General features: G+C 63.4%; 19 protein-coding genes. 10 read left to right on the forward strand and 9 right to left on the reverse strand.

Translation table 11 applies throughout. From position 1 onward, the window contains the following. Window positions 1-1,350 (forward strand): acetyl-CoA carboxylase biotin carboxylase subunit, encoded by a 1,350-nt coding sequence (gene accC, locus ACTIGF_RS12810; protein WP_375548894.1) that lies wholly within the window; start codon window positions 1-3, stop codon window positions 1,348-1,350. A gap of 16 nt (window positions 1,351-1,366) precedes the next feature. Beyond that, window positions 1,367-2,017, forward strand: coding sequence for a leucyl/phenylalanyl-tRNA--protein transferase (gene aat / locus ACTIGF_RS12815; RefSeq protein WP_439637246.1), 651 nt, complete (start codon window positions 1,367-1,369; stop codon window positions 2,015-2,017). On the opposite strand, the gene ACTIGF_RS12820 is transcribed toward aat, so the two are convergent. From ACTIGF_RS12820 to ACTIGF_RS12830, 3 genes are read right to left on the reverse strand one after another with little or no spacing between them, the layout of a single operon-like run. Further along, a complete protein-coding gene (locus tag ACTIGF_RS12820; RefSeq protein ID WP_439637247.1) occupies window positions 1,984-2,445 on the reverse strand; it encodes a DUF2155 domain-containing protein in 462 nt (153 codons plus the stop codon). The genes aat and ACTIGF_RS12820 overlap by 34 nt on opposite strands. Window positions 2,446-2,501: 56 nt before the next feature. Beyond that, window positions 2,502-2,975: an outer membrane lipid asymmetry maintenance protein MlaD gene (gene mlaD / locus ACTIGF_RS12825; protein ID WP_375548891.1), complete on the reverse strand. Its 474-nt coding sequence runs from the start codon at window positions 2,973-2,975 to the stop codon at window positions 2,502-2,504. Window positions 2,976-2,978: 3 nt separating this feature from the next. Further along, window positions 2,979-3,392, reverse strand: a complete 414-nt coding sequence (locus ACTIGF_RS12830; RefSeq protein WP_439637248.1) for an NADH:ubiquinone oxidoreductase subunit NDUFA12 — start codon at window positions 3,390-3,392, stop codon at window positions 2,979-2,981. 243 nt (window positions 3,393-3,635) lie between these two features. On the opposite strand from ACTIGF_RS12830, the gene ACTIGF_RS12835 reads away from it, so the two are divergent. From ACTIGF_RS12835 to ACTIGF_RS12845, 3 genes are all read left to right on the forward strand, one after another. Further along, window positions 3,636-6,236 (forward strand): TSCPD domain-containing protein, encoded by a 2,601-nt coding sequence (locus ACTIGF_RS12835; protein WP_439637249.1) that lies wholly within the window; start codon window positions 3,636-3,638, stop codon window positions 6,234-6,236. Between the two features lie 54 nt (window positions 6,237-6,290). Next, entirely contained in the window at window positions 6,291-6,782 is a 492-nt protein-coding gene (locus ACTIGF_RS12840) for a pentapeptide repeat-containing protein (RefSeq protein ID WP_439637250.1), read from the forward strand. Between the two features lie 67 nt (window positions 6,783-6,849). Then, the gene (locus ACTIGF_RS12845; protein WP_439637251.1) at window positions 6,850-8,343 is read left to right on the forward strand and encodes a pentapeptide repeat-containing protein; all 1,494 of its coding nucleotides are present in this window, start codon (window positions 6,850-6,852) and stop codon (window positions 8,341-8,343) included. Between the two features lie 69 nt (window positions 8,344-8,412). Here the strand turns inward: ACTIGF_RS12845 and aspS are convergent, their stop codons facing one another. Continuing rightward, window positions 8,413-10,230, reverse strand: coding sequence for an aspartate--tRNA ligase (gene aspS, locus ACTIGF_RS12850; RefSeq protein ID WP_439637252.1), 1,818 nt, complete (start codon window positions 10,228-10,230; stop codon window positions 8,413-8,415). A gap of 150 nt (window positions 10,231-10,380) precedes the next feature. On the opposite strand from aspS, the gene ACTIGF_RS12855 reads away from it, so the two are divergent. From ACTIGF_RS12855 to rnd, 5 genes are all read left to right on the forward strand, one after another. Beyond that, the gene (locus ACTIGF_RS12855; RefSeq protein ID WP_439637253.1) at window positions 10,381-11,100 is read left to right on the forward strand and encodes a lysophospholipid acyltransferase family protein; all 720 of its coding nucleotides are present in this window, start codon (window positions 10,381-10,383) and stop codon (window positions 11,098-11,100) included. A gap of 371 nt (window positions 11,101-11,471) precedes the next feature. Then, entirely contained in the window at window positions 11,472-12,086 is a 615-nt protein-coding gene (locus ACTIGF_RS12860; RefSeq protein ID WP_439637254.1) for a TetR/AcrR family transcriptional regulator, read from the forward strand. Window positions 12,087-12,123: 37 nt separating this feature from the next. Further along, on the forward strand, window positions 12,124-12,837 hold the full coding sequence (locus ACTIGF_RS12865; RefSeq protein WP_439637255.1) for a lysophospholipid acyltransferase family protein: 714 nt from the start codon (window positions 12,124-12,126) through the stop codon (window positions 12,835-12,837). Beyond that, entirely contained in the window at window positions 12,834-14,141 is a 1,308-nt protein-coding gene (locus tag ACTIGF_RS12870) for an MFS transporter (RefSeq protein ID WP_439637256.1), read from the forward strand. Before ACTIGF_RS12865 ends, ACTIGF_RS12870 begins: the two co-directional genes overlap by 4 nt. A gap of 46 nt (window positions 14,142-14,187) precedes the next feature. Next, on the forward strand, window positions 14,188-15,342 hold the full coding sequence (gene rnd, locus ACTIGF_RS12875) for a ribonuclease D (RefSeq protein WP_439637257.1): 1,155 nt from the start codon (window positions 14,188-14,190) through the stop codon (window positions 15,340-15,342). Between the two features lie 909 nt (window positions 15,343-16,251). Here the strand turns inward: rnd and ACTIGF_RS12880 are convergent. From ACTIGF_RS12880 to crcB, 5 genes are all read right to left on the reverse strand, one after another. Continuing rightward, window positions 16,252-17,784, reverse strand: a complete 1,533-nt coding sequence (locus ACTIGF_RS12880) for an acyl-CoA carboxylase subunit beta (RefSeq protein ID WP_439637258.1) — start codon at window positions 17,782-17,784, stop codon at window positions 16,252-16,254. A gap of 247 nt (window positions 17,785-18,031) precedes the next feature. Then, window positions 18,032-18,772 (reverse strand): ATP12 family chaperone protein, encoded by a 741-nt coding sequence (locus ACTIGF_RS12885; protein ID WP_439637259.1) that lies wholly within the window; start codon window positions 18,770-18,772, stop codon window positions 18,032-18,034. After that, entirely contained in the window at window positions 18,769-19,458 is a 690-nt protein-coding gene (locus ACTIGF_RS12890; protein WP_439637260.1) for an HAD-IA family hydrolase, read from the reverse strand. The genes ACTIGF_RS12885 and ACTIGF_RS12890 overlap by 4 nt, the downstream gene beginning before the upstream one ends. Then, window positions 19,455-20,432 carry an RluA family pseudouridine synthase gene (locus ACTIGF_RS12895; protein WP_439637261.1) on the reverse strand — a complete coding sequence of 326 codons (978 nt, stop codon included), beginning with the start codon at window positions 20,430-20,432 and terminating at the stop codon, window positions 19,455-19,457. Before ACTIGF_RS12895 ends, ACTIGF_RS12890 begins: the two co-directional genes overlap by 4 nt. Continuing rightward, window positions 20,429-20,815: a fluoride efflux transporter CrcB gene (gene crcB / locus ACTIGF_RS12900; RefSeq protein WP_439637262.1), complete on the reverse strand. Its 387-nt coding sequence runs from the start codon at window positions 20,813-20,815 to the stop codon at window positions 20,429-20,431. The genes ACTIGF_RS12895 and crcB overlap by 4 nt, the downstream gene beginning before the upstream one ends. Window positions 20,816-20,863: the final 48 nt, after the last annotated feature.

Genomic DNA, 20,863 nt, shown 5'->3' on the forward strand with positions numbered 1-20,863 from the left:
ATGTTCGATAAAGTCCTTATCGCCAATCGCGGCGAGATCGCCTTGCGGGTCCATCGGGCCTGTAAGGAAATGGGCATCAAGACGGTGGCGGTTCACTCCGAAGCCGACGCCAACGCCATGCACGTCAAGCTAGCGGATGAAAGCGTCTGCATTGGTCCGCCGCCCGCGGGCCGGTCCTATCTCAACGTGCCCGCCATCATGGCCGCCGCCGAGATCACGGGCGCGCAGGCGATTCACCCCGGCTACGGCTTTCTGTCCGAGAACGCCCGCTTCGCCGAGATCGTGGAAGCGCACGGCCTGACCTTCATTGGTCCGACCGCAGACACGATCCGCCTGATGGGTGACAAGATCACCGCCAAGCAAGCGGCGGTCGACGCCGGCATTCCGGTCGTGCCGGGCTCTGACGGCGCGATCACCGATATGGATGAAGCGCGCAAGGTCGCCCTGAAAATCGGCTTCCCGGTGCTGATCAAGGCCGCCTCCGGCGGCGGCGGTCGCGGGATGAAAGTCGCCGAAAGCGAAGACAAGCTGGAAAGCGCGCTGCAGACGGCGTCCTCTGAAGCCCAGGCGGCTTTTGGCGACGGCGCGGTCTATATCGAGAAATATCTCGGTCAGCCGCGGCATATCGAGATCCAGGTCATCGCCGACACCCACGGCAATGTGGTGCATCTGGGCGAGCGCGACTGCTCGCTTCAGCGCCGTCACCAGAAAGTGCTCGAGGAAGCGCCCTCCGTCGCGCTCGACGAGGCGGCGCGCGCCAAGATCGGCAAGACCGTGACGGACGCTGTGAAAGCGATCGGCTATCGCGGCGCCGGCACGGTGGAGTTCCTCTATGAGAACGGCGAGTTCTATTTCATTGAAATGAACACCCGTCTCCAGGTGGAGCACCCGGTGACCGAAGCCATCACCCGCATCGACCTGGTGCGTGAGCAGATCCGCGTCGCCGCGGGCCATGAGCTGAGCTTCACCCAGGACGACATCAAGCTTGAAGGCTGGTCCATCGAGTGCCGCATCAATGCGGAGAACCCGGAAACCTTTACGCCCTCCCCGGGCACGGTGACCGAGTTCCATGCACCCGGCGGTCTGGGCGTGCGGCTCGATAGCGCGCTCTATACCGGCTACAAGATTCCGCCCTATTATGACTCCATGATCGGCAAGCTGATCGTGCACGGGCGTGATCGCGAAGAGGCCTTGCTGCGTCTCAAGCGCGCCCTGTCGGAAATGGTCGTGAGCGGTGTCGAAACAACGATTCCGTTGCATCTGGCGCTTCTGGAAGAACCCGCCTTCCTGACGGGGGATTACCATATCCGCTGGCTGGAAAGCTGGCTGGCCGAGCGTCAGGGCTCGTAAGCGCGGAGAATACGTCATGCGCGGCTTCGGCGTTGAGGAATTGCTGGCGTGCTATGCACGCGGGGTTTTCCCGATGGCGGAGTCGCGCAGTGACAGCCGCGTCTATCTGCTGGAGCCTGATGAGCGCGGCGTGATTCCGCTCGACGGCTTCCACATTCCCAAATCCTTGAAGAAAACCGTTCGGCGCGACGCCTTCGCGCTGACGGTCAATCGCTGTTTCGAGACGGTGGTGCGCAACTGCGCCGCGCCAGCGCCCGGTCGTGAGGACAGCTGGATCAACGACCAGATCCTGACCTTGTATCTGGACATGCACGCCGCCGGTCACGCCCATTCCATCGAAGCGTGGAAGGACGGCAAGCTGGCGGGCGGGCTCTACGGGGTCAGCCTGGGCGGCGCGTTCTTTGGCGAAAGCATGTTCTCGCGTGAGACGGACGCGTCAAAGGTGGCGCTGGTGTCCCTGGTCGCGCGATTGAACACTGGCGGCTATGCGCTGCTGGACACCCAGTTCAATACAGAGCACCTCAAGCGCTTTGGCGCGCAAACAATCTCACAAGAGCTGTATCGTGAGCGCCTGGATCAGGCGGTTGAGCTGGACGCTGACTTCTTCGCCCTGCCTGAGGGCGTGGCCGGCGATCAGCTTCTGCAATCAATCACCCAGACATCATAGACCGGATGCTCCAGCGCGTTGAGCGCCGGGTTGGATGCGAACATCCAGCCTGAGAACATCAGCTCCCCTTCCGCCTGAACGCCGAAACCGTCCGTGCGGCGGTCTTCAACCTCGACGAAGGCGAACACTTCCGGCGGCTCTTCCGGCGGACGCTTGCGGCAATACTGCACTGTGATCGACAAGGCGCCGAACTGGACAGCCTCGCCGATGGGGGCCTGAAAATCGCGCGTGCGGGCGGTGACCTTATCCAGGCCGCGCAACACCACCACAGAGCCTGGCTCGGAGGTCAGCTCCGGCGCTTCAGGGTCTTGCTGCGCACGCATCTGCGCGGAGGTCTGGTTCGACGAACCCTGTTCGGCCTCAACCGACTGCGCCAAAGCAGGCGCGCCAAGGCCGAGGGCTGCGATCAGGGAGGCTGAGACAATCATTGAGCGGATCATGGTCATCACTGTGTTAGGCGTTTGAGGCGAGACCAAGGCGCAGATCAGGACTCTGAACCGCCGGATCCGGACGAGCCGCGGTTCATCACCGCCTGGCCGATGAGGTCGAACATGTCCACGGCGCCCTGGGTGAAGGAAATCTCTTCGCCCGCTTGCAGCATGTCCACATCGCCGCCGGGTTCGATCTCGATGAACACGCCGCCGATAAGCCCCGCCGTGGCGATCTTGGCGGTGGAATCCGCCGGAATCTGGATCTCGCCATTCAACTCGAACACCGCTTCGGCGAAGTACGTTTCCTGATCGAGCCGCACCGTGGTGACCGTGCCCACAGGCACGCCAGCCACGCGCACATCTGCGCCGCGACTGAGATCGCCGACCGAGGAGAACCGGGCCGTCAGCGTATAGCCGTCAGACCCCGACCCATCATCAATCTGGCCTTGAGCGTAGATCAGGAAGGCGCCGGCGGTGACCAGCACAAGCAGACCCAGCACGGTTTCGAGAACGGCGCCGCCTCGCATGGGCTACTCCCCCGGTGTCCAGGATTCGTAATCAGCCGCTGTCGCCTGGCGCTGACGCGCCGAGCCGCCGATCAGGGATCCCGTGGGATGATAGGCGTGCAGCGTGCCGGTCATGTTGGGCTGGTGACCTTGCTCCCAATCCTTGCGCGGCAGAGGCGCATCGCTGGGAATTTCGTCAAAGGTGTGGTGCATCCAGCCGTGCCAGTCCGACGGCACGCGAGAGCCGTCAGCATAGCCGTTATAAACGACCCAGCGGCGCGTCTTGCCGTCTGCGCCCGTGCCGGCCTTGCGCTCTTGATAGTATTTGTTGCCGAACTCATCCTCGCCGACGAGTTCGCCGGAACGCCAGATCGTCCAGGCCGCGCCCGCAGACGCGCCGTTCCACCAGGTGAAGACTTTTGACAGCAGGCCAAGCATGGCGTGCTCCTTCGCAAAAAATACTTGTGACCGCTATATGCCCCTGCGCACCCTGTGGGTCCAGTCATGCACCCGCAATTGGGCGCCAATTGCCTGTTTTCTGCTCCGAAGAGTGGCATCGGGGACGCTGTGAGGGCCAGTTTTCCACGATCAGGTTAAGAGCCCCCTGTTCATGCTTCGACTCCGTCCCTGCTCCTCCGGTACCATCTGGGTGATTCGCGCGCCCGATTGGTAGGAGCCGTCATGAGCAATCCCCGCCGCCTGTCCCGAAACGGTGTTTCGCCGCTGGATGATTTCGCCTTTCAGAGCCGACAGGCGGACAATCCAGATCCTGACGCCATCGGAGAAGAGGCCGAGGTTCAACTTCTGACGCCCGAGGGGTGGGATACGCGCACGATCGCTGCGCTTGTGGCGCTCTGCGGCGCCCAGCCGGGCGAGCAGCTTCATGCCGGACATGTGCTCTCTGAGCTGACCGAATCGCTGGTGGAGGGTGACGCCGTCGAGCATGACGAGCTGCTCGCCAGCCTGCTGCATCGCGAAGCCGCCCCGGTCCCTGCGCTCTGGCGGGGTGAGAGCCTGCCGGCGTCTCAAGGCCATGCAACAATCGGCGCAGAAGGGCTGACCGAAGCGCTGCACGATCTCAACGCCGCAGAAATGGGTCAGGCCGCCGCCAATGTGGGCGCGCGCGTGCTGGCCGAACGTCTGGAAGCGGTGGCGCTGGCCTGCGTCAATTGCGACGGCGCGGACGATGAATGCTTTGACCCGCGCCGCAATCGCGCCCTGGCGCGCGCCGTGCGCGCCGCCCGTCGCGACGGCGCCCCGGATCCGATGATCGAGCGCGCCATCGCCCGTGCGCGACAAGGGCTGATCACGCCCGAGCAGGGCCTGTTCGCCACGCCGCCTGCCGCCGATCTTCCTGACGTGCAGCTCGAGGGGGCGTTTTTTGACGCGGTTGAAAGCGACGCTGCGCTGTCGGACGGACAAAGCGCGCGCCAGGTGATGACCCGGCTGGCGGAAGCGGTCTGGACCCATGGCAAGCCTGCGCTTCACTTCAAGGATCCCGAGCTCAGCGTCAGCCCCGCCATCGTACTCAACCTGGCCCGCTTCATCGATGGCCAAACCCTTGATGAGGACGGACTGGCCTATGCGGCGCGTCTGTGGGGCAAGGTCGCGGAACGTCAGAACGGCGCCTTGGTGATCGCCGGACTGGGCGCGGCCCTGACGGCCCTGTCCCTGGCCTATGACAGCGAAGCCGCCCGCGAACGCGCGCACCATGTTCTGACCATTCTGCGCAATGAATGCCCTGCGCCGGTGAGCCTTGAACGTCCCGAGGCGTTGGCGGCTGGATTTGTCGGCGCGGAATCAGTGGGCGTCCATCCCCCCGCAGCGCTCGACGCCCCCGGTGGTCGTCAGTTCGCCCAGTGCGTGAACGCGGCGCTCAGCGGCTTGTCCAAGCAAGAACAAACCATCGCCCGCCGCCATGCGCTGGGCGCAGGCGCGCTGGCGGGGCATTCCGCCCCCTGGATCACCCAGCTTGAAGCCGCAGGCGTCGACCAGGCCGGCTTCGCCCGGATCGACGCAGCCCTCAGCGACGGCGTGCCCCTGCGCTTTGCGATCAACCGCTGGAGCCTGGGCGCCGAAGTCGCGCGCCGCTGCGGGCTCAGCCCGGAACATTTTGACGAGGCCGGCCCGCGTCTTCTGGAAAAGCTCGGCGTGGATCCCCTCGAAGTGGTCGCCGCCGAACGCTATGTGCACGGCGCCGGTCGCCTGGATGACTGCGACACGCTGAGCCCTGAGCTGCGCGCCGTATTCGCAGACCCCGCCCCCGAGGCGCGGCTGGCGATGGCGGAAGCCTGTGAAGAAGCGCTTGAAGGCTCGGCCAGCCTGGAACTGGCCCTTCCCGGCTCGAGCTCGATTGAAGAGCTGAGCGCCCTGATCGTCTCCAGCGCGCGGCGCGGCCTGACAGGGCTGTCGATGCGACGCGAAGGCGATGCGCTCTATGACCTTTTGAACACCATCGAATATGAGACCGGCGATTCCGTGCGGCGCTCCGTCATCGCCGAAGAACGCGTGGTGGAACGCGTGGTGGAGAAATATGTCGAGCGCGCCGCCGAGCGCAAAAAGCTTCCCGATCGCCGCAAGGGCTATATCCAGAAATCCACCGTGGGCGGCCACAAGGTCTATCTGCACACTGGCGAGTTCGAGGATGGCGAGCTGGGCGAGATCTTCATCGACATGCACAAGGAAGGCGCGGCTTTCCGCTCGCTGATGAACAATTTCGCCATCGCCATCTCCATCGGCCTGCAATACGGCGTGCCGCTGGAAGAGTATGTGGACGCCTATCTGTTCACCCGGTTTGAACCGGCCGGCGCCGTGGGCGGCAATGATTCCATCAAGCACGCCAGCTCGATCCTCGATTACATCTTCCGCGAGCTGGCGGTGAGCTATCTGGGGCGTGAAGACCTCGCCCAGACAGACGCCCACCCCTATGATCCCGGCGGACTTGGCAATGGCGTCGAGCAAGAAAAGCTGGTGCGCGAAGCGGATCCCGCCAGTCTGATCTCCAAGGGCTTCTCACGCGGGCAATTGCCCGACAATGTGGTCATGCTGGGCAGCCGGTCCAAGCCGGAATCCCCTGACAGTCCTGCGGTCGGCACGGGGTTTGAGTTTGACCCCAAGCCCGCCTCTGGCGGCTCACATGCAGGCGGCGCCTCCGTGGAAAGGCTGGAAGAGCCTGCGGTGAACTATCACGGCGATCCCTGCCCGGAATGCGGCCACTTCACCGTGATTGAAAACGCAGGGCTTCTGGGCTGTGACGCCTGCGGCTGGGCGGGCAAGGTCTAGGGTTCAGGCCTGAAACTTGCGCAGGGCAGACCGGTAACAGACAAGGTGTGCGCCATGTTGAAACAGTTTCTTTGCGTCATTGGCCTGCTAGCAGCCCTGCCCGGCGGCGCTCTCGCCCAGAACGCCAGCGAAATCGCGCGCGTTCAGGCAGGCCAGTCCTGTCCGGGGTGCAATCTGTTCCAGGCGGATCTGAGCTATCTCGATCTGCCCCATATTGACGTGTCGGGCTCCCGCCTGCGTCAGGCGGATCTCAGCCTGGCCACGATGAACCATTCCAATTTCTCCCGGGCGAATCTGACGGTCTCCAATCTGTTCGGCGCCCGGTTCACCGGCGCCAGCTTCGCCTATGCCGATCTGAGCCAGACGACGGCGGCGGGCGCGTATTTCGGCGGCGCCGATTTCACGGGAGCGCGGCTGGATGGCGCGAACCTGTCCGGCGCCGAACTGGAAACTGCGCGCGGCCTGACCCAAGCCCAACTCAATACAGCGTGCGGCGACGCCAGCACGCGCTTGCCGACCGGATTGACGATTCCGTCTTGCCGATGAACAGGTTCACTGCATCTTACTGCGAATTTAGTCGCCCCGGATGCATAGGCGGATTACATCTAGAGGCATGCCATACCGCACTTTCATATTGGCTTTGGCCCTGAGCACCGGTTTGTCCGCCGCCGGACTGGCTGGCGAACCCCATCGCCGTCTCGTGATCGGCGGCGACTGTCCATCCTGTGATTTTGTCGACGCCAATCTGGCCGGCGCTCAAATGATCGGCGGCGACTTTTCCGGCGCGAACTTTTCAGACGCCCAGATTCTTGGCGCACAGCTGATCGACCTGAATCTGTCAGGCGCGAATTTCACCGACGCCACATTGTCAGAAGCCCGTTTGTCGAATGTCGAGCTGGATGGCGCCAATCTGGAAGACGCGCAGATGATGCGCCTGCGCGCGCATCAGGTCAGCCTGCGCGGCGCCAATCTGCGGGATGCGAATATGGAGGGCGGCGTCTATCTGCTCTCCGATCTCAGCGGCGCTAATCTGCGCAGCGCCAACCTGCCCGACACGGTCTTTCGGCAAGCCGACTTCAGCCAAGCCAATCTGCGTGACGCCAATCTGATGCGCGCCCACTTTTTCGGCGCACGCCTGCGCGGCGTGGACGGTCGCGGCGGCTTATTTCGCAATGTGATTTTTGAGAACACCGATCTGAGTTTCGCCGATCTGCGCGACACCCGGTTTTCAGATGCGCAATTCATCGCCGTCAATCTGTCCTCCACCGATCTGCGCGATGCGGAAGGTTTGACGGCGGACAATTTTCAGCATGTGTGCGGCGATGAGAATACGCGCCTGCCCTTTGACTACACGCTGACACGCTGCTCGGAGGATGGGAGCCTGATCTTCACCCTGCGTCGCAGTTCCGAGGCTGCAGTGCCACAGGTCACGAATCTGGAAAGCCAGCGCGCCGAACTGGAGCGCGCCAGCGCCGAGCTTGAAGCCGCAATCGCTGAAAGTGGTCAGATCACGCGCATGCGCGAACGTGAAATGGCGCTCGCCTTGCGCGAAGCGCTGACCGATCTGCGCCATGCGGCGCAGGACGTCACCATCCGCATCAATGAAAGCGAAAGCTCTGACAGCGTCGAAATGGCGATCGAACAGGCCACTGCGGAAGCGGTGCGCGACAGCCTGCGCGTCGCGGCTCGCGCTTTGGCGGAAGCTCAGGCCAATGGTGATCTCGATCAGATAGACTGGAGTTTCGACTTCCATCCGACCGAACTCGGCGACCGCATTCGTCTGATCCTGGAACAAAGCGGTCCAGCCCCCAAACCCGTCGCTCCGCCCATGACCCTGGACGGCGCGCCGCCTGCGCCCCCCAAGCATCCTGACCTGCGTTCACACGCCGAGCTGGCTGAAGTCGAAGCCCGCCGCATTGAACAGGCTGTTGAGCGAGCCAGGCGGCAGCAGGAAGCTGAACAGCGTCGAGCTGAGCAAGCTGCCGAACAGACGCGTCGCCAGCAAGAAGCCGCCCAACGCGCCGAAGAGCGCCGCCGCGAACGGAATGAGCGGAATGACCGTCCCCAGCCGCCACAACCACCACAGCCGCCTGAAAACGAAGACTAAAAAGCTTCAAACACAAAAACGGCGGGTCAATGACCCGCCGTTTTCGCATCTGCAGCAGAGGATGCCCCCTTAGCTGTCTTTCTTGGCCTCGGGCGTCACCGTCCGCAAATGCAATTCGCGCAGCTGGCGCATCTCGGCGGGGGCCGGCGCGTTCATCATCAGATCGCGCGCTTGCTGGTCTTTCGGGAACATCACGACTTCGCGCAAATTGTCCTGATCGGCCAGGATCATCACGATCCGGTCGACGCCCGGGGCGATGCCGCCGTGTGGCGGGGCGCCATAGCGGAAAGCGTTGAGCATGCCGCCGAAGGCCTCTTCCACGACGTCCTCGCCATAGCCGGCGAATTCAAACGCTTTCAGCATCACGTCCGGACGGTGGTTCCGGATCGCGCCTGACGACAGTTCGATGCCGTTACAGATGATGTCGTACTGCCAGGCCTTCATCCCAAGAAGCGTGTCATGATCGTCCTTGTCGAGCGCCATGAAGTCATCGGGATCCATTTGCGGCATGGAGAACGGGTTGTGGGAGAAGTCGACCTTCTTGTTGTCTTCATCCCATTCATACATCGGGAAGTCGACAACCCAGCAGAAGCGGAAAACGTTCTCTTCAAACAGGTTCAGCTCCTGGCCGACCACATTGCGGGCCTTGCCGGCGAAGCTGGCGAACGCAGACGGCTCGCCGGCCGCGAAGAACACCGCATCGCCTGCTTCAAGACCCAGCTGGGTGCGCAGCGCCTCGGTGCGTTCAGGGCCGATATTCTTGGCGATCGGGCCGGCGCCGGCCAGCGCGCCCTCTTCTTCACGCCAGAAGATATAGCCCAGCCCCGGCTGGCCTTCCTTCTGCGCCCAGGAATTCATCCGGTCACAGAACGCGCGGCTGCCGCCTTTCGGCGCCGGGATGGCCCAGACCTCGACCTTGGGGTTCTTCTCGATCATGCCCGCAAAGACCTTGAAGCCGGACCCGGCGAAATGCTCGGTGACGGATTCCATCTCGATCGGGTTGCGCAGATCAGGCTTGTCCGAGCCATATTTGCGCATGGCTTCGGCATAAGGGATGCGCGGGAAGGCTTCGTCAGGGACTTTGCGGTCGTCGGCGAATTCACGGAACAGACCGGCCAGGACCGGCTCCATCACGCCGAACACCTCGTCCTGGGTGACGAAGCTCATTTCCATGTCGAGCTGATAGAACTCGCCCGGCGCGCGGTCGGCGCGGGCGTCTTCGTCGCGGAAGCACGGCGCGATCTGGAAATAGCGGTCAAAGCCCGACACCATGATCAGCTGTTTGAACTGCTGCGGCGCCTGGGGCAGCGCATAGAACTGGCCCGGATGCAGACGGGACGGCACCAGAAAGTCACGCGCGCCTTCCGGCGAGGATGCGGTCAGGATCGGCGTCTGGTATTCGGTGAAGCCCTCATCGACCATGCGGCGACGCAAGGAGTCGATGATCTTCGAACGCAGCACGATGCGCTTGTGCAGGCTTTCCCGGCGCAGATCGATATAGCGGTGCTTGAGGCGCACTTCCTCTGACCAGTCCGGCTCGCCGAACACGGGCAGCGGCAGCTCTTCAGCGGCGGATTGAACCACAAGGTCTTCCACCAGCAATTCGATCTCGCCCGTCGGCAGGTTGGGATTGATCGTATCCTCAGAGCGCGCCACGACCTTGCCGGTCACGGTGACGACGCTTTCCGCGCGCATCCGTTCCAGGGTCGCGAAATTGGGATTATCAGGCTCCAGCACGCATTGGGTCAGACCGTAATGGTCGCGCAGGTCCACAAACAGCAGACCGCCATGGTCGCGCTTGCGGTGGATCCAGCCGGACAGTCGCGCAGTTTCGCCCATCTGGGCTTTGCGCAGCTCTCCGCAAGTATGGGTGCGATAAGCGTGCATGGAAAATCGTCCGTTTCAATTGGGCGGTCGAGAAGCGGTTGGAAAAGGAACGTTTGCACCTGCTCTGTCAAGACATGCAACAGAGTAAAGAGCGAAGCGCTGCACACGAAGCGCTTGTGAGACCGGGCGAACACATCAATTTTGACAGCCATGCGCGCCACGCTTTTTCATACCGGGTTCTGGACGCTGGCGGGATCGCTGGCCCTGACCTGCGCGCCGCTGCTGCTCTGGCCCGGCCGACAGGCGGCGGTCTGGGCGATCGGCGCCTTCTCGAAGCTGTTTCGCAACTGGCTGCACCTGTGCGGCGTGAAGCTCGAATATCGCGGGCTTGAGCATATTCCCTCAGATCAGCCCGTCATCTTCGCCGCCAAGCACCAATCGTATGGCGACGGGCTGTGTCATCTCGCCCGCGACCCCGCCCTCGCCTATGTGATCGGCGATCACATGCTGCGCTTTCCCTTGGTCGGGCTGTATCTGCAGCGCGCTGGCGCCGTGGTGGTGGACAATGATGCGGGCCGCCGCGCCAACGGCGCGCTTGATAACGGCGCGGCGCAGCTGACGCGCGATCAGCGCTCGGCCCTGATTTTTCCCGAAGGCGGTTTGACGCCGGTGGGCGGCGAGCGACGCTTTCGCAAAGGCGTGCACCGTCTGGCGCAGGCGCTGAATCGCCCCGTCATCCCCGTCGCCACCAATCTGGGCTGTTTCTGGCCCGAACAGGAAAAAGTGCTGCATCCCGGCACGGCGGTGATCGAGTTTCTGCCGCCCATGGCTGCGGATACCGACAGCCGCGCCTTTACCGGCGCGCTTCAACAGAGGGTTCAGGACCAGACACGGACTTTGGAAGCTGAAGCGCTGAGGAAGCGCTCCTGAGGCGCAAATCGGCACGACGCCGTCACCTCATGTGTTGTGCATGGATGTCAGGCACGCATTCACCCGCTCCGACGCGCGCCCAGCACCGCGCCTTTTCCATTGCCCACTTTCCCCTTCTTCCTTCTTCCTTCTTCCTTCTTCCTTCCTCCTTCCCCCTTCCTCCTTCCCCTTTCCCCTTTCCCCTTTCCCGCAGGCCATGCGAGGCTCAAACCAAAATGTGAGTGAACACTCACTCAGTGTTGACTCACCGCCTCGAGGCTGGCAGGGTGCGATTGTAAGTGAACGCTCACTCAGAGGCGTTGTCGCGCTGGAACGCGCCCGGCCTCTGGAGCATCAGCGCCAGGAGTTCAGGGCGCATCAAGGAGGATCCCATGGCGAATGACGCACTCCCCGGCGCCCCAGATCCCCGCGGCGTGACAGCTGTGGATGGCACCGCCAAGGCGCGCATTGAACGCGCCGCCCTGGTGCTGTTCGCCCAAAATGGCGTGGACGCGGTCTCCACCCGTGAGATCGCCAGCGCGGCGCAAGTGGCCGAGGGCTCGATCTACCGGCATTTCAAAAGCAAGGAAGTGCTGGCCGAAGCCCTGTTTGAGGCGATCCATTCGCGCCTGTTTGATCTGGTCGAGACCGCGCTGAGCGAAGCGGCCAACTTTGAAGACGCCGTCACGCGCGTGGTGGGCGTCTATTGTCAGGCCGCCGACGAAGACCCGGCGCTGTTTGAATACCATCTCATCCACATGTTCCGCTTTGGCCGCACAGATCGCGACGGACGCCCTGACCCGGTGACCCTGATCGCCCAGGCCATCGCCCGCGCCATGGACAATGGGGATTGCCCGCCGGGCGACCCCGAGCTGAAGGCCGCCATGGCGCTGGGTCTGGTCCTGCAGCCCGCCGCGCACCGCATGGCCCGGCGCCTGACAGGCCGGATGACAACCAATGCGCCGGCCCTGGCGCACGCCGCGCTGGCCGCCCTGAAAGCCGATTAAGCCCTTCTCTTCACCGACGTTTCAAGGAGGATGCGCCATGGTTCGCTCCACCGCCTATTTCGTCGCCTACTGGCTGATCACCGCCGTGTTCGCCCTCACCTGCTCGCTGCTGGCCCTGCTGCCGGGTCGCAAACCGCTTGCCTATGGCATCCAGCTGTATGGTTCGGCCCAGCGTGTGGCGCTGTTCTTCATCGCCGGGATCAGCATTGAAGTGCGCGGCAAGGATCGCCTGCCGCGCGAGCCCAGCGTCATCGCCGCCAAGCATCAAAGCTGGGGCGACGGCTTCGTGATGATTTCAGAGCTGGCCCAGCTCTCCTTCGTGGCGGGCGATCACCTGTACAAGTTTCCGCTGGTCGGCCGCATCCTCAACAAGCTCGGCGCAATCGTCCTGTCCAATGGCGGCGGAGACGAGGCTCGCACCCGGATGAACGACAGCCTGGACATGCTGCGACATGAGCGCCGCGACGTGCTGATCTATCCCGAAGGCCATCTGGCCGCGCCGGGCGAAAAACACGCCTATCGCAAAGGGGTGTGGCACCTCTACGCTGCACTGAACCGCCCTTGTACGCCCGTCGCCACCAATCTGGGGCTGGCGTGGAACCAGCAAGCCTTCAAGAAAACGCCGGGCCGCGCCGTTGTGGAGTTTCTCGACCCGATCGAGCCCGGCCTTGAGAAAGATGAGTTCATGGCGCGCCTTGAGGCCATGATTGAGGCGCGCACCGACGCGCTGCTGAAGGAGGGGCTGACATGAGCCTGAAAATCGTCTCGACCCTGATGACCCAGCGTCGCTTCCTGCCGCTCTGGATCGCCCAGACCCTGGGCGCGTTCAACGACAATTTGTTCCGCTATGCGCTGGTGGCGCTCGCCACCTATCAGGGCTGGACAGTGTTTGGCCTGGATAACGCCGTCATGGTGCCGCTCGCCGCCACCGCCTTCACCGTACCGATCTTCGCCTTTTCCGCCATCGCCGGTCAGGTGGCGGACCGATACGACCGCACCCGGATCATGCGCATCGCCAAATTCGCCGAGATCATCCTGATGATCCTGGCGGCGGTGGGCTTCCTGTTCCAGCTGCCGCTGGCCTTGCTGCTCACCCTGTTCCTGATGGGCGTGCAGTCGACCTTCTTCCTGCCGGCGCGCAATTCCGCCCTGCCCTCTCTCATGCAGCCCCAGGAATTGGTGCCCGCCAATGCGGCGCTCTCGGGCGCCATCAATGTCGCCATCCTGTCAGGCGCCATCGGCGGCACCTTGCTGGCCGGGCCGCACTGGGGGCCGCCGCTGATCAGCGCATTGCTGGTCGTGATGGCGGTGCTCGGCTGGATCGCCATGCGCCAGCAAACTCCGGCTCCGGGCGGCAATCCTGATCTGAAAGTGCGGTGGGGCGTTCTGGGAATCGTCTGGGAGACGCCGCGCATGCTCGGTCACGCCCTGCGTGCGCCCGACGTGCTGCGGCCGCTGCTGGGCGTCGCCTGGTTCTGGATGCTGGCGGCGGCGGTGATCACCGTTCTGCCGCTGTTCACCCGCGATGTTCTGGGCGCCGATGAAGGCGTGGTGGCGGTCTTCCAGCTGATTTTCACCATCGGCGCAGCGTTGGGCGCGGTGATCTGCGGCTCGCTGTCGAAATCCGGCGACGCGCTGCGCTTCTCCCTGATCGGCGCGATCATGCTGTCTGTCTTCCCCCTCGACATCGCGCTCTACACGCTGAGCCGTGCGCCGGGGCTTGAGCTGATCAACGCCGCCGACTTTCTGTCTGACCGCGAGAACTGGCGCATCGTGTTTGACCTGACCCTCTCAGCGGTGGGCGGCGGCCTGTTCCTGGTGCCGCTTCAGGCCATGGCGCAACGACGCGCCAAGGCGGAGATGCGCGGGCGCTTGCTGGCTGCGTCCGGCGTGCTCAACGGCCTTGGGGGCACGCTGGGCCCCTTGGTGCTCTTGGTGATCGGCGCGATGAGCGCGCCCTTGCAGACGGCCTTCGCCTGTGTGGCGCTGGGCTCTCTTGGGGCGGTGATCTTCATTGCAGGGCGCATGCTGGCGCGGCGAAAAAGCCCTCAGTGAGCTGAGGGCTCGCCAAACCGCTCTCTTCAGTATATTCGAGCGGGCCATGGAATGGATCGCCGATACTGAGTCCCTGGCCCAAGCGTGTGCGAAGCTGCGTGAAGCCGAGTTTGTCGCCGTAGACACCGAGTTTATGCGCGAGAGCACCTTCTGGCCGCAGCTGTGCCTGATACAGGCCGCTGGCGACGAGACCGAGGTGCTGATCGACCCGCTGGCCGAAGGGCTGAACCTGCAGCCCTTCTATGACCTTCTCAACGATCAGAGCGTCATCAAGGTGTTCCACGCCTGCCGGCAGGATCTGGAAATCTTCTTTCACGAAGGCGGCGGGCTGATCCCCAAACCGCTGTTTGACAGCCAGATCGCGGCGATGGCCGTGGGCCTGGGCGATTCCGTCTCTTACGACAATCTGGTGCGCGCGCTGGTGAAGGTGAATCTCGACAAGGGCTCGCGCTTCACCGACTGGTCGCGCCGCCCGCTGTCTGACAAGCAAAAGGAATATGCGCTCGCCGATGTGACCCATCTGCGCGACCTGTTCCCGATCCTGCGTGAGAAACTCGCCAAGAAGGGCCGCGAAGCCTGGCTGGCCGAGGAGATGAAAACCCTCACCGATCCCGCCACCTATCAGATGCACCCCGAGAACGCCTGGAAGCGTCTGAAACTGCGCAAGACCACCGCGAAATGGCTGGCGGGGCTGAAGGCCGCCGCCGAATGGCGCGAGACCGAAGCGCAGACCCGCGACATTCCCCGCTCACGCATCATCAAGGACGACGGCCTGTACGAGCTGGCGCACGCCGCCCCGACCTCGCTCGATGACCTGAAGAATTTGCGCGCCGTGCCCAAGGGCTTTGAACGCTCCAAGCCCGCCGAGCGCCTGATCGCGATCATGCAAGAAGCGCTGGCCGATCCCAAGGCCTATGCGCCCAAGGTGGACAAGCCTGAAGCCAGCCCGCCCAATCTGGGTCCGATCATCGAGATCCTGAAAGTCTTCCTCAAGGTCGTCTCCGAGCAGGAAGGCGTCGCCAGCCGGCTGATCGCCACCGTGCCCGATCTTGAAAAACTCGCCGCCGATGACGAAGCGGACATCCCCGCCCTCAAGGGCTGGCGCCGCGACGTGTTCGGCGCCGAAGCCCTGCGCCTCAAACGCGGCGAGATCGCCCTGGTGCTGGAAAACGGCAAGGTCGAAGCCGTCGAGCTGGAATAGCAGGTTCGCTGTGGGTCCCCGGGTCAAGCCCGAGGACCGAGATGTAAAGCCCGCTCTCGGCCTTCGGACTTGATCCGGAGGCCCATGGGCGGGTGCAGCGCTGCGCTTGGCCGGGGTTTCATTCCCTATGAATGTCATTCGCCGGTTTATCCGGCGAACCCATGCCGTGACCTGTGATCGCGCCTACCGGCATGGATCGGCCTCTCCCTCATCGTCATCCCGGACTTGATCCGGGATCTACGGACGGCGTCTCTGTGATCAGAACAAAGCGATTACGGTAGATCCCGGCTCGCTTCGCGTCCGGGATGACAGCACGCAAGCGCAAAGCCCCTCTCCCCCTTGAACAAGGGGGAGAGGTTGGGTGAGGGGGTGCGTTTCAGCTCGCTACAGTCTTGAAGGATCAAACGCTGCTCACCCCTCACCTGTCCTCTCCCCTCAAAGATGGGAGAGGGACGCGCACCAACGTTTGCGCCCTACACCTGAATTCACTGCATCCAGACACGCCAAAACGCCTCACGCCCAAAGGGCTGAGGGGCGAACGCAGGACAACCGGTCCGGCAGGGTCTGGAATGAAGTCTGGGTCGAGCGCCGATCCGGCTGTCCCAACATCTGGCGACGCCCTGTCACACCCAAGGCCTCCCCGACGGCCTAAGCCGCCCCTCCCCGTCCAACACCAGCGGTCGCGATCCGCCCTTCCACCGGGGAGAGCTGAAGGATAGCCGCGGTTTGGGTGGAGGAGGATAACTTCACCCTTACCTCTTTCCCGGCGCAGGCCGGGACCCAGAGATCATAAGGCGCTGCACATCCGGCTCTGGATCCCCGCCTGAGCGGGGAAAAAGATCGTGCAAATCCCAAACAAAAAACCCCGGTCCATGACCGGGGCTTTTCAACACTCAGTGAGACACCGCCCTAAAGCGGAATATTGTCGTGCTTTTTCCAGGGGTTGGTGAGTTCCTTGTTGCGCAGGGTGCGCAGGGCCTTGATCAGCCGGTGGCGGGTGTTGTGGGGCTGGATCACATCGTCGAGGAAACCGCGTGAGGCGGCCACGAACGGGTTCGCGAACCGGTCTTCGTATTCCTTGACATGATCGGCCATCTTGTCCGCGTCACCCAGATCCTTGCGGTGGATGATTTCCGCCGCGCCCTTGGCGCCCATCACCGCGATCTCGGCCGTCGGCCAGGCATAATTGATATCCCCGCGCAAATGCTTGGACGCCATCACGTCATAGGCGCCGCCATAGGCCTTGCGGGTGATGACGGTGAGTTTGGGCACGGTGGCTTCGGCATAGGCGAACAGCAGTTTCGCGCCATGCTTGATCAGCCCGCCATATTCCTGCTTCGTCCCCGGCAGGAAGCCCGGCACGTCCACAAAGGTGATCAGCGGAATTTCAAACGCGTCGCAGAAGCGCACAAAGCGCGCGGCCTTCTTGGAGGCGTCAATGTCGAGAACGCCGGCGAGGCTGAGCGGCTGGTTGGCGACAAAGCCCACGGTCTGGCCTTCCAGACGGCCAAAGCCCACCACGATATTGGTCGCGTAATCGGGCGCGATCTCGAAGAAATCGCCTTCATCGGCCACTTTGGCGATCAATTCCTTGATGTCATAGGGCTTGTTGGGGTTCGGCGGGACCAAAGTATCCAGGCTCGGCTCGGCGCGGTCCGGCGCGTCAAACACCTCCCGCACGGGCGGGTCTTCCCGGTTCGAAGCCGGCAGGAAATCGATCAGGCGACGCACCTGAACCAGCGCCTCGATATCGTTCTCGAACGCGCCTTCAGCCACGCCGGATTTCTTGGCGTGGACGGAGGCGCCGCCCAGCTCTTCATGGGTGACGATCTCGTTGGTGACGGTTTTCACCACGTCCGGCCCCGTCACATACATGTAGGAGGTGTCCTTCACCATGAAGATGAAGTCGGTGATGGCGGGCGAATAGACATCGCCGCCCGCGCACGGCCCCATGATGACGGAGATTTGCGGGATGACGCCCGACGCCAGCGTGTTGCGCTGGAAAATCTCGGCATAGCCGCCCAGCGCGTCCACGCCTTCCTGGATGCGGGCGCCGCCGGCGTCAAACAGGCCGATGATCGGCGCGCCGTTTTTCAGCGCGGCGTCCTGAACCTTGCAGATCTTGCGGGCGTGAGCCGCGGACAGAGAGCCGCCGAACACCGTGAAATCCTTGGCGAACACATAGACCAGACGGCCATTGATGGTGCCGGAGCCCGTGACCACGCCGTCACCGGGGATTTTCTTCTCGGCCATGCCGAATTCGGTGCAGTCATGTTCGACGAACATGTCGAACTCTTCAAAACTGCCCTCGTCCAGAAGCACGTCCAGGCGCTCGCGCGCGCTCAGCTTGCCCTTGTCATGCTGGGCCTTGATGCGGGCTTCGCCCCCGCCCATGCGGGCCGCTTCACGTTTCGCGTCGAGCTGTTCCAGGACGGCTTTCATCAGCCTTCACTCCCAAGTTTTTTTGTTCGTTATGAGCTAGCTAGCACCGGTCTGGCGATGGGCGCAAATTATGGGTGATGCAGCCTTGCTCAAGACTGAAGAAAGCGCCTCCCCTCTCCCCCTTGACCAAGGGGGAGAGGTCGGGTGAGGGGGTGCGTCTCAAACTGCCAGGTTTAAGCCGGATGAAACGCCCTACACCCCTCACCTAACCTCTCCCCTTAGGGAGGGGAGAGGGATAGCGTCTGCACTAGAGTCCCGCCTCATCGAGCGCCCGCATCACCGTCTCGCAGGCGATGAGATCGCGCTTGCGATTGGCGGCGGCCAGAGCGGCCTCTGAATCCTCGCCCCAGCGCTCGGTCTGGTAGTCGTCATCCACCCGCGCGGCGGTCCAGACGGCCTCGGCGTCCGCCTCGCCTTCCAGCAGCGCAAACGCCAGAATCGCCGAGCCGAGAATGGGCGTGACGCTGACCAGCGCCGTGAGCCGCAGATCGTCCTGGGCCAGCGCGCGGGCCTTCAGCGCCTCGATCGAGCCTTCGGGCTGCTCCAGCGCCAATACCGTCGCGGCGGCGTTGAGCGGTGCGTCCAGCGCCGTTTTCGACCATTCCAGATACGGATCCCACAATTCGGCCTGACGCGCGGCGAGGCCTGACTCGTCGGCGCGATGGCTCAAAAGGTCGGTGCGGCCGAAATTCGCCACTTCCTCCGCGGCGCCTTCGCGCACATCCGCAATCCGGTCGAGCGCCACATGCAGGATGCGCGTGATCGGCATGGTGAAGGGATCAATCACCGTTTCCTGCGCCGACCATTCCGCCGCCAGCGCCTGCGCCAGTGTTTCAGACGGCACTTGCAAGGCGCGTTTGGCGGGGGTTTTCACCGGGCGCCCGTCCAAAAGCACGGACCAGCCGCCCTCACCGGGCTGAAGGCTGACCTCTTTGTAGAACCGCTTGGGAAGTTCGCGGTTTTCCGCCTTGGCTTTCGACATGCTCATGCCGCGCTGTCTCCATGCTCTGCAAAGGCGTCGAGCGCCGCATTCAGGTGTTCAAATTCATCGTGGATGGAATGGGCGCCGCCCTCGGCGATCTCGTCATGGGTGTGAAAGCCCCAAGAAACGCCCAGCGCATGGGTTTTCGCCGCACGCGCCATCAACATGTCCCAGCTGGTGTCGCCGATCATCACGGTGCGCGACGCGTCGACCCCGGTTTCCTTCATCGCGTCCAGCACCATGCGTGGATCAGGCTTGCCCGCCCCGCCATCCACGGTCTGAAGCGTCTGGAAATGCTTGTGAAGGCCATGATGCTCAAACACGATATCCAGCCCGCGCCGCGCCTTGCCCGTGGCCACGCCCAGAAGCCAGCCTTCATCGGCCAGGCGTTCCACGGTTTCACGGGCGCCGTCATAGAGCGGCTCTGAAAAGCCGTCCTGGGCGCGCATCTCCACAAAGGCCTGCTTGTAGAAATTGGCGAGCTCGGGAATGCGCTCAGCGGGATAATCCGCGGGCGCCAGACGCAACACCGCTTCGGTCAGCTCCAGCCCGACGATCATGCGCACCTTGTCATAGGGGATCTCGCCCAGCCCGGCGCGGTCAAAGGCGCGGGTCATGGCGCGGTGGATCACTTCACGGCTGTCCACCAGCGTGCCGTCCACGTCAAAGACGGCGAGCTTGAGCGCGCTCATGTAAGCGCCTCTTCAACCAGCATCAGATTGTCGTCGGGGTTAAAGCCCAGCGCGTCGAAACTGTCGGCCATATGGCGCGGCAAATCCGCTTCCAGCACCAGAGGCGGCTGACCGTCGCGCGGAATCTCGATCTTGCGCGCATGCAGGTGCAGCTTGCGCGACAGGCCTTCAGGATCGGGATAATCGCACGGGTATTTGCCGTCGCCATAGATGGAATGCCCCAGGGCCTGCATGTGCACGCGCAGCTGGTGGGTGCGTCCGGTTTCGGGCCGCAGCACGACCCAGCTCACGCGCTGGCCGGCATTATCGGCCACGGCGTAACGGGTCAGCGCATGCTGGGCGCCCTCTTCGCCATGGTGGGCGCCGACCATCAGCTCACGATCGCCTTCGGTGGACTTCTTCATGAAGCCCTTGATCTCGCCCGCACGCGGTGTGGGCACGCCCAGGCAGACCGCCCAATAGGTCTTTTTCACATCGCGGGTCTGAAACAGGCGCGCCAGTGATTTGGCGCTTTGCGCGGTCTTGGCGACCACCATCACGCCGGAGGTGTCCTTATCGAGCCGGTGGACCAGGCGCGGTTTCTGATCGCCCTTGCCGAACGCCTGCAGCAGATGATCGAGATGCATCTTGATCTTGGAGCCGCCCTGCGCCGCCAGTCCTGGCGGTTTATTGAGCGCGATCAGATTCTTGTCCTGATAGATCACCAGGGATCGCGCGAAAGCGGCGTCATCGCGATTGATCGCGGGCGCTTCGCTCTGCTCGCCGGGTTCGGGCATGGGCGGAATGCGCACGGACTGGCCCGCGCTCAGGCGCTGACTGCCCTTGGCCCGGCCGCCCTCGACGCGGATCTGGCCCTTGCGCAGCAATTTCTCGATCATGCCATGGCTGACATGGGGGAAATGCTTCTTGAACCAGCGATCGAGACGCATCTCGTCTTCGTCGGCGGTCACGTCTTTGGTCTGAACTCCGCTCATGCGGCAAATACCTTTCGCGCCAGGATGAGTCCGGCGAACACGGCGACCATCGAGGCCATCAGCGTCCCGCCCGCATACATCGCGGCCATTACATAAGTCTTGCGCTCCACCATCACCATGACGTCGAGGGAGAAGGCGCTCATCGTCGTGAACGCGCCCAGAAACCCCACGCCCAGCGCATAGCGTAGCTCGGTGGCGTCCGGCCGCCCGGCCAGCGCCAGCCAGCCCACTAACAGGCCCATCATCAGGCAGCCCAACGCATTCACCGTGAAGGTGCCGTACGGCCATTCCGGCCCGATCAGCCGCAGTCCGGCCTGATTGACGAAATGCCGCGACACCGCGCCCAACGCGCCGCCCAGCGCTATGAGAAACACATGTTGCATGGGCGAGAGGGTTAGGCGCGTGAGCGCGCTGGCGCAAGGAATTGATGC

Source organism: Oceanicaulis sp. (assembly GCF_051859625.1).
GTDB lineage: Bacteria > Pseudomonadota > Alphaproteobacteria > Caulobacterales > Maricaulaceae > Oceanicaulis.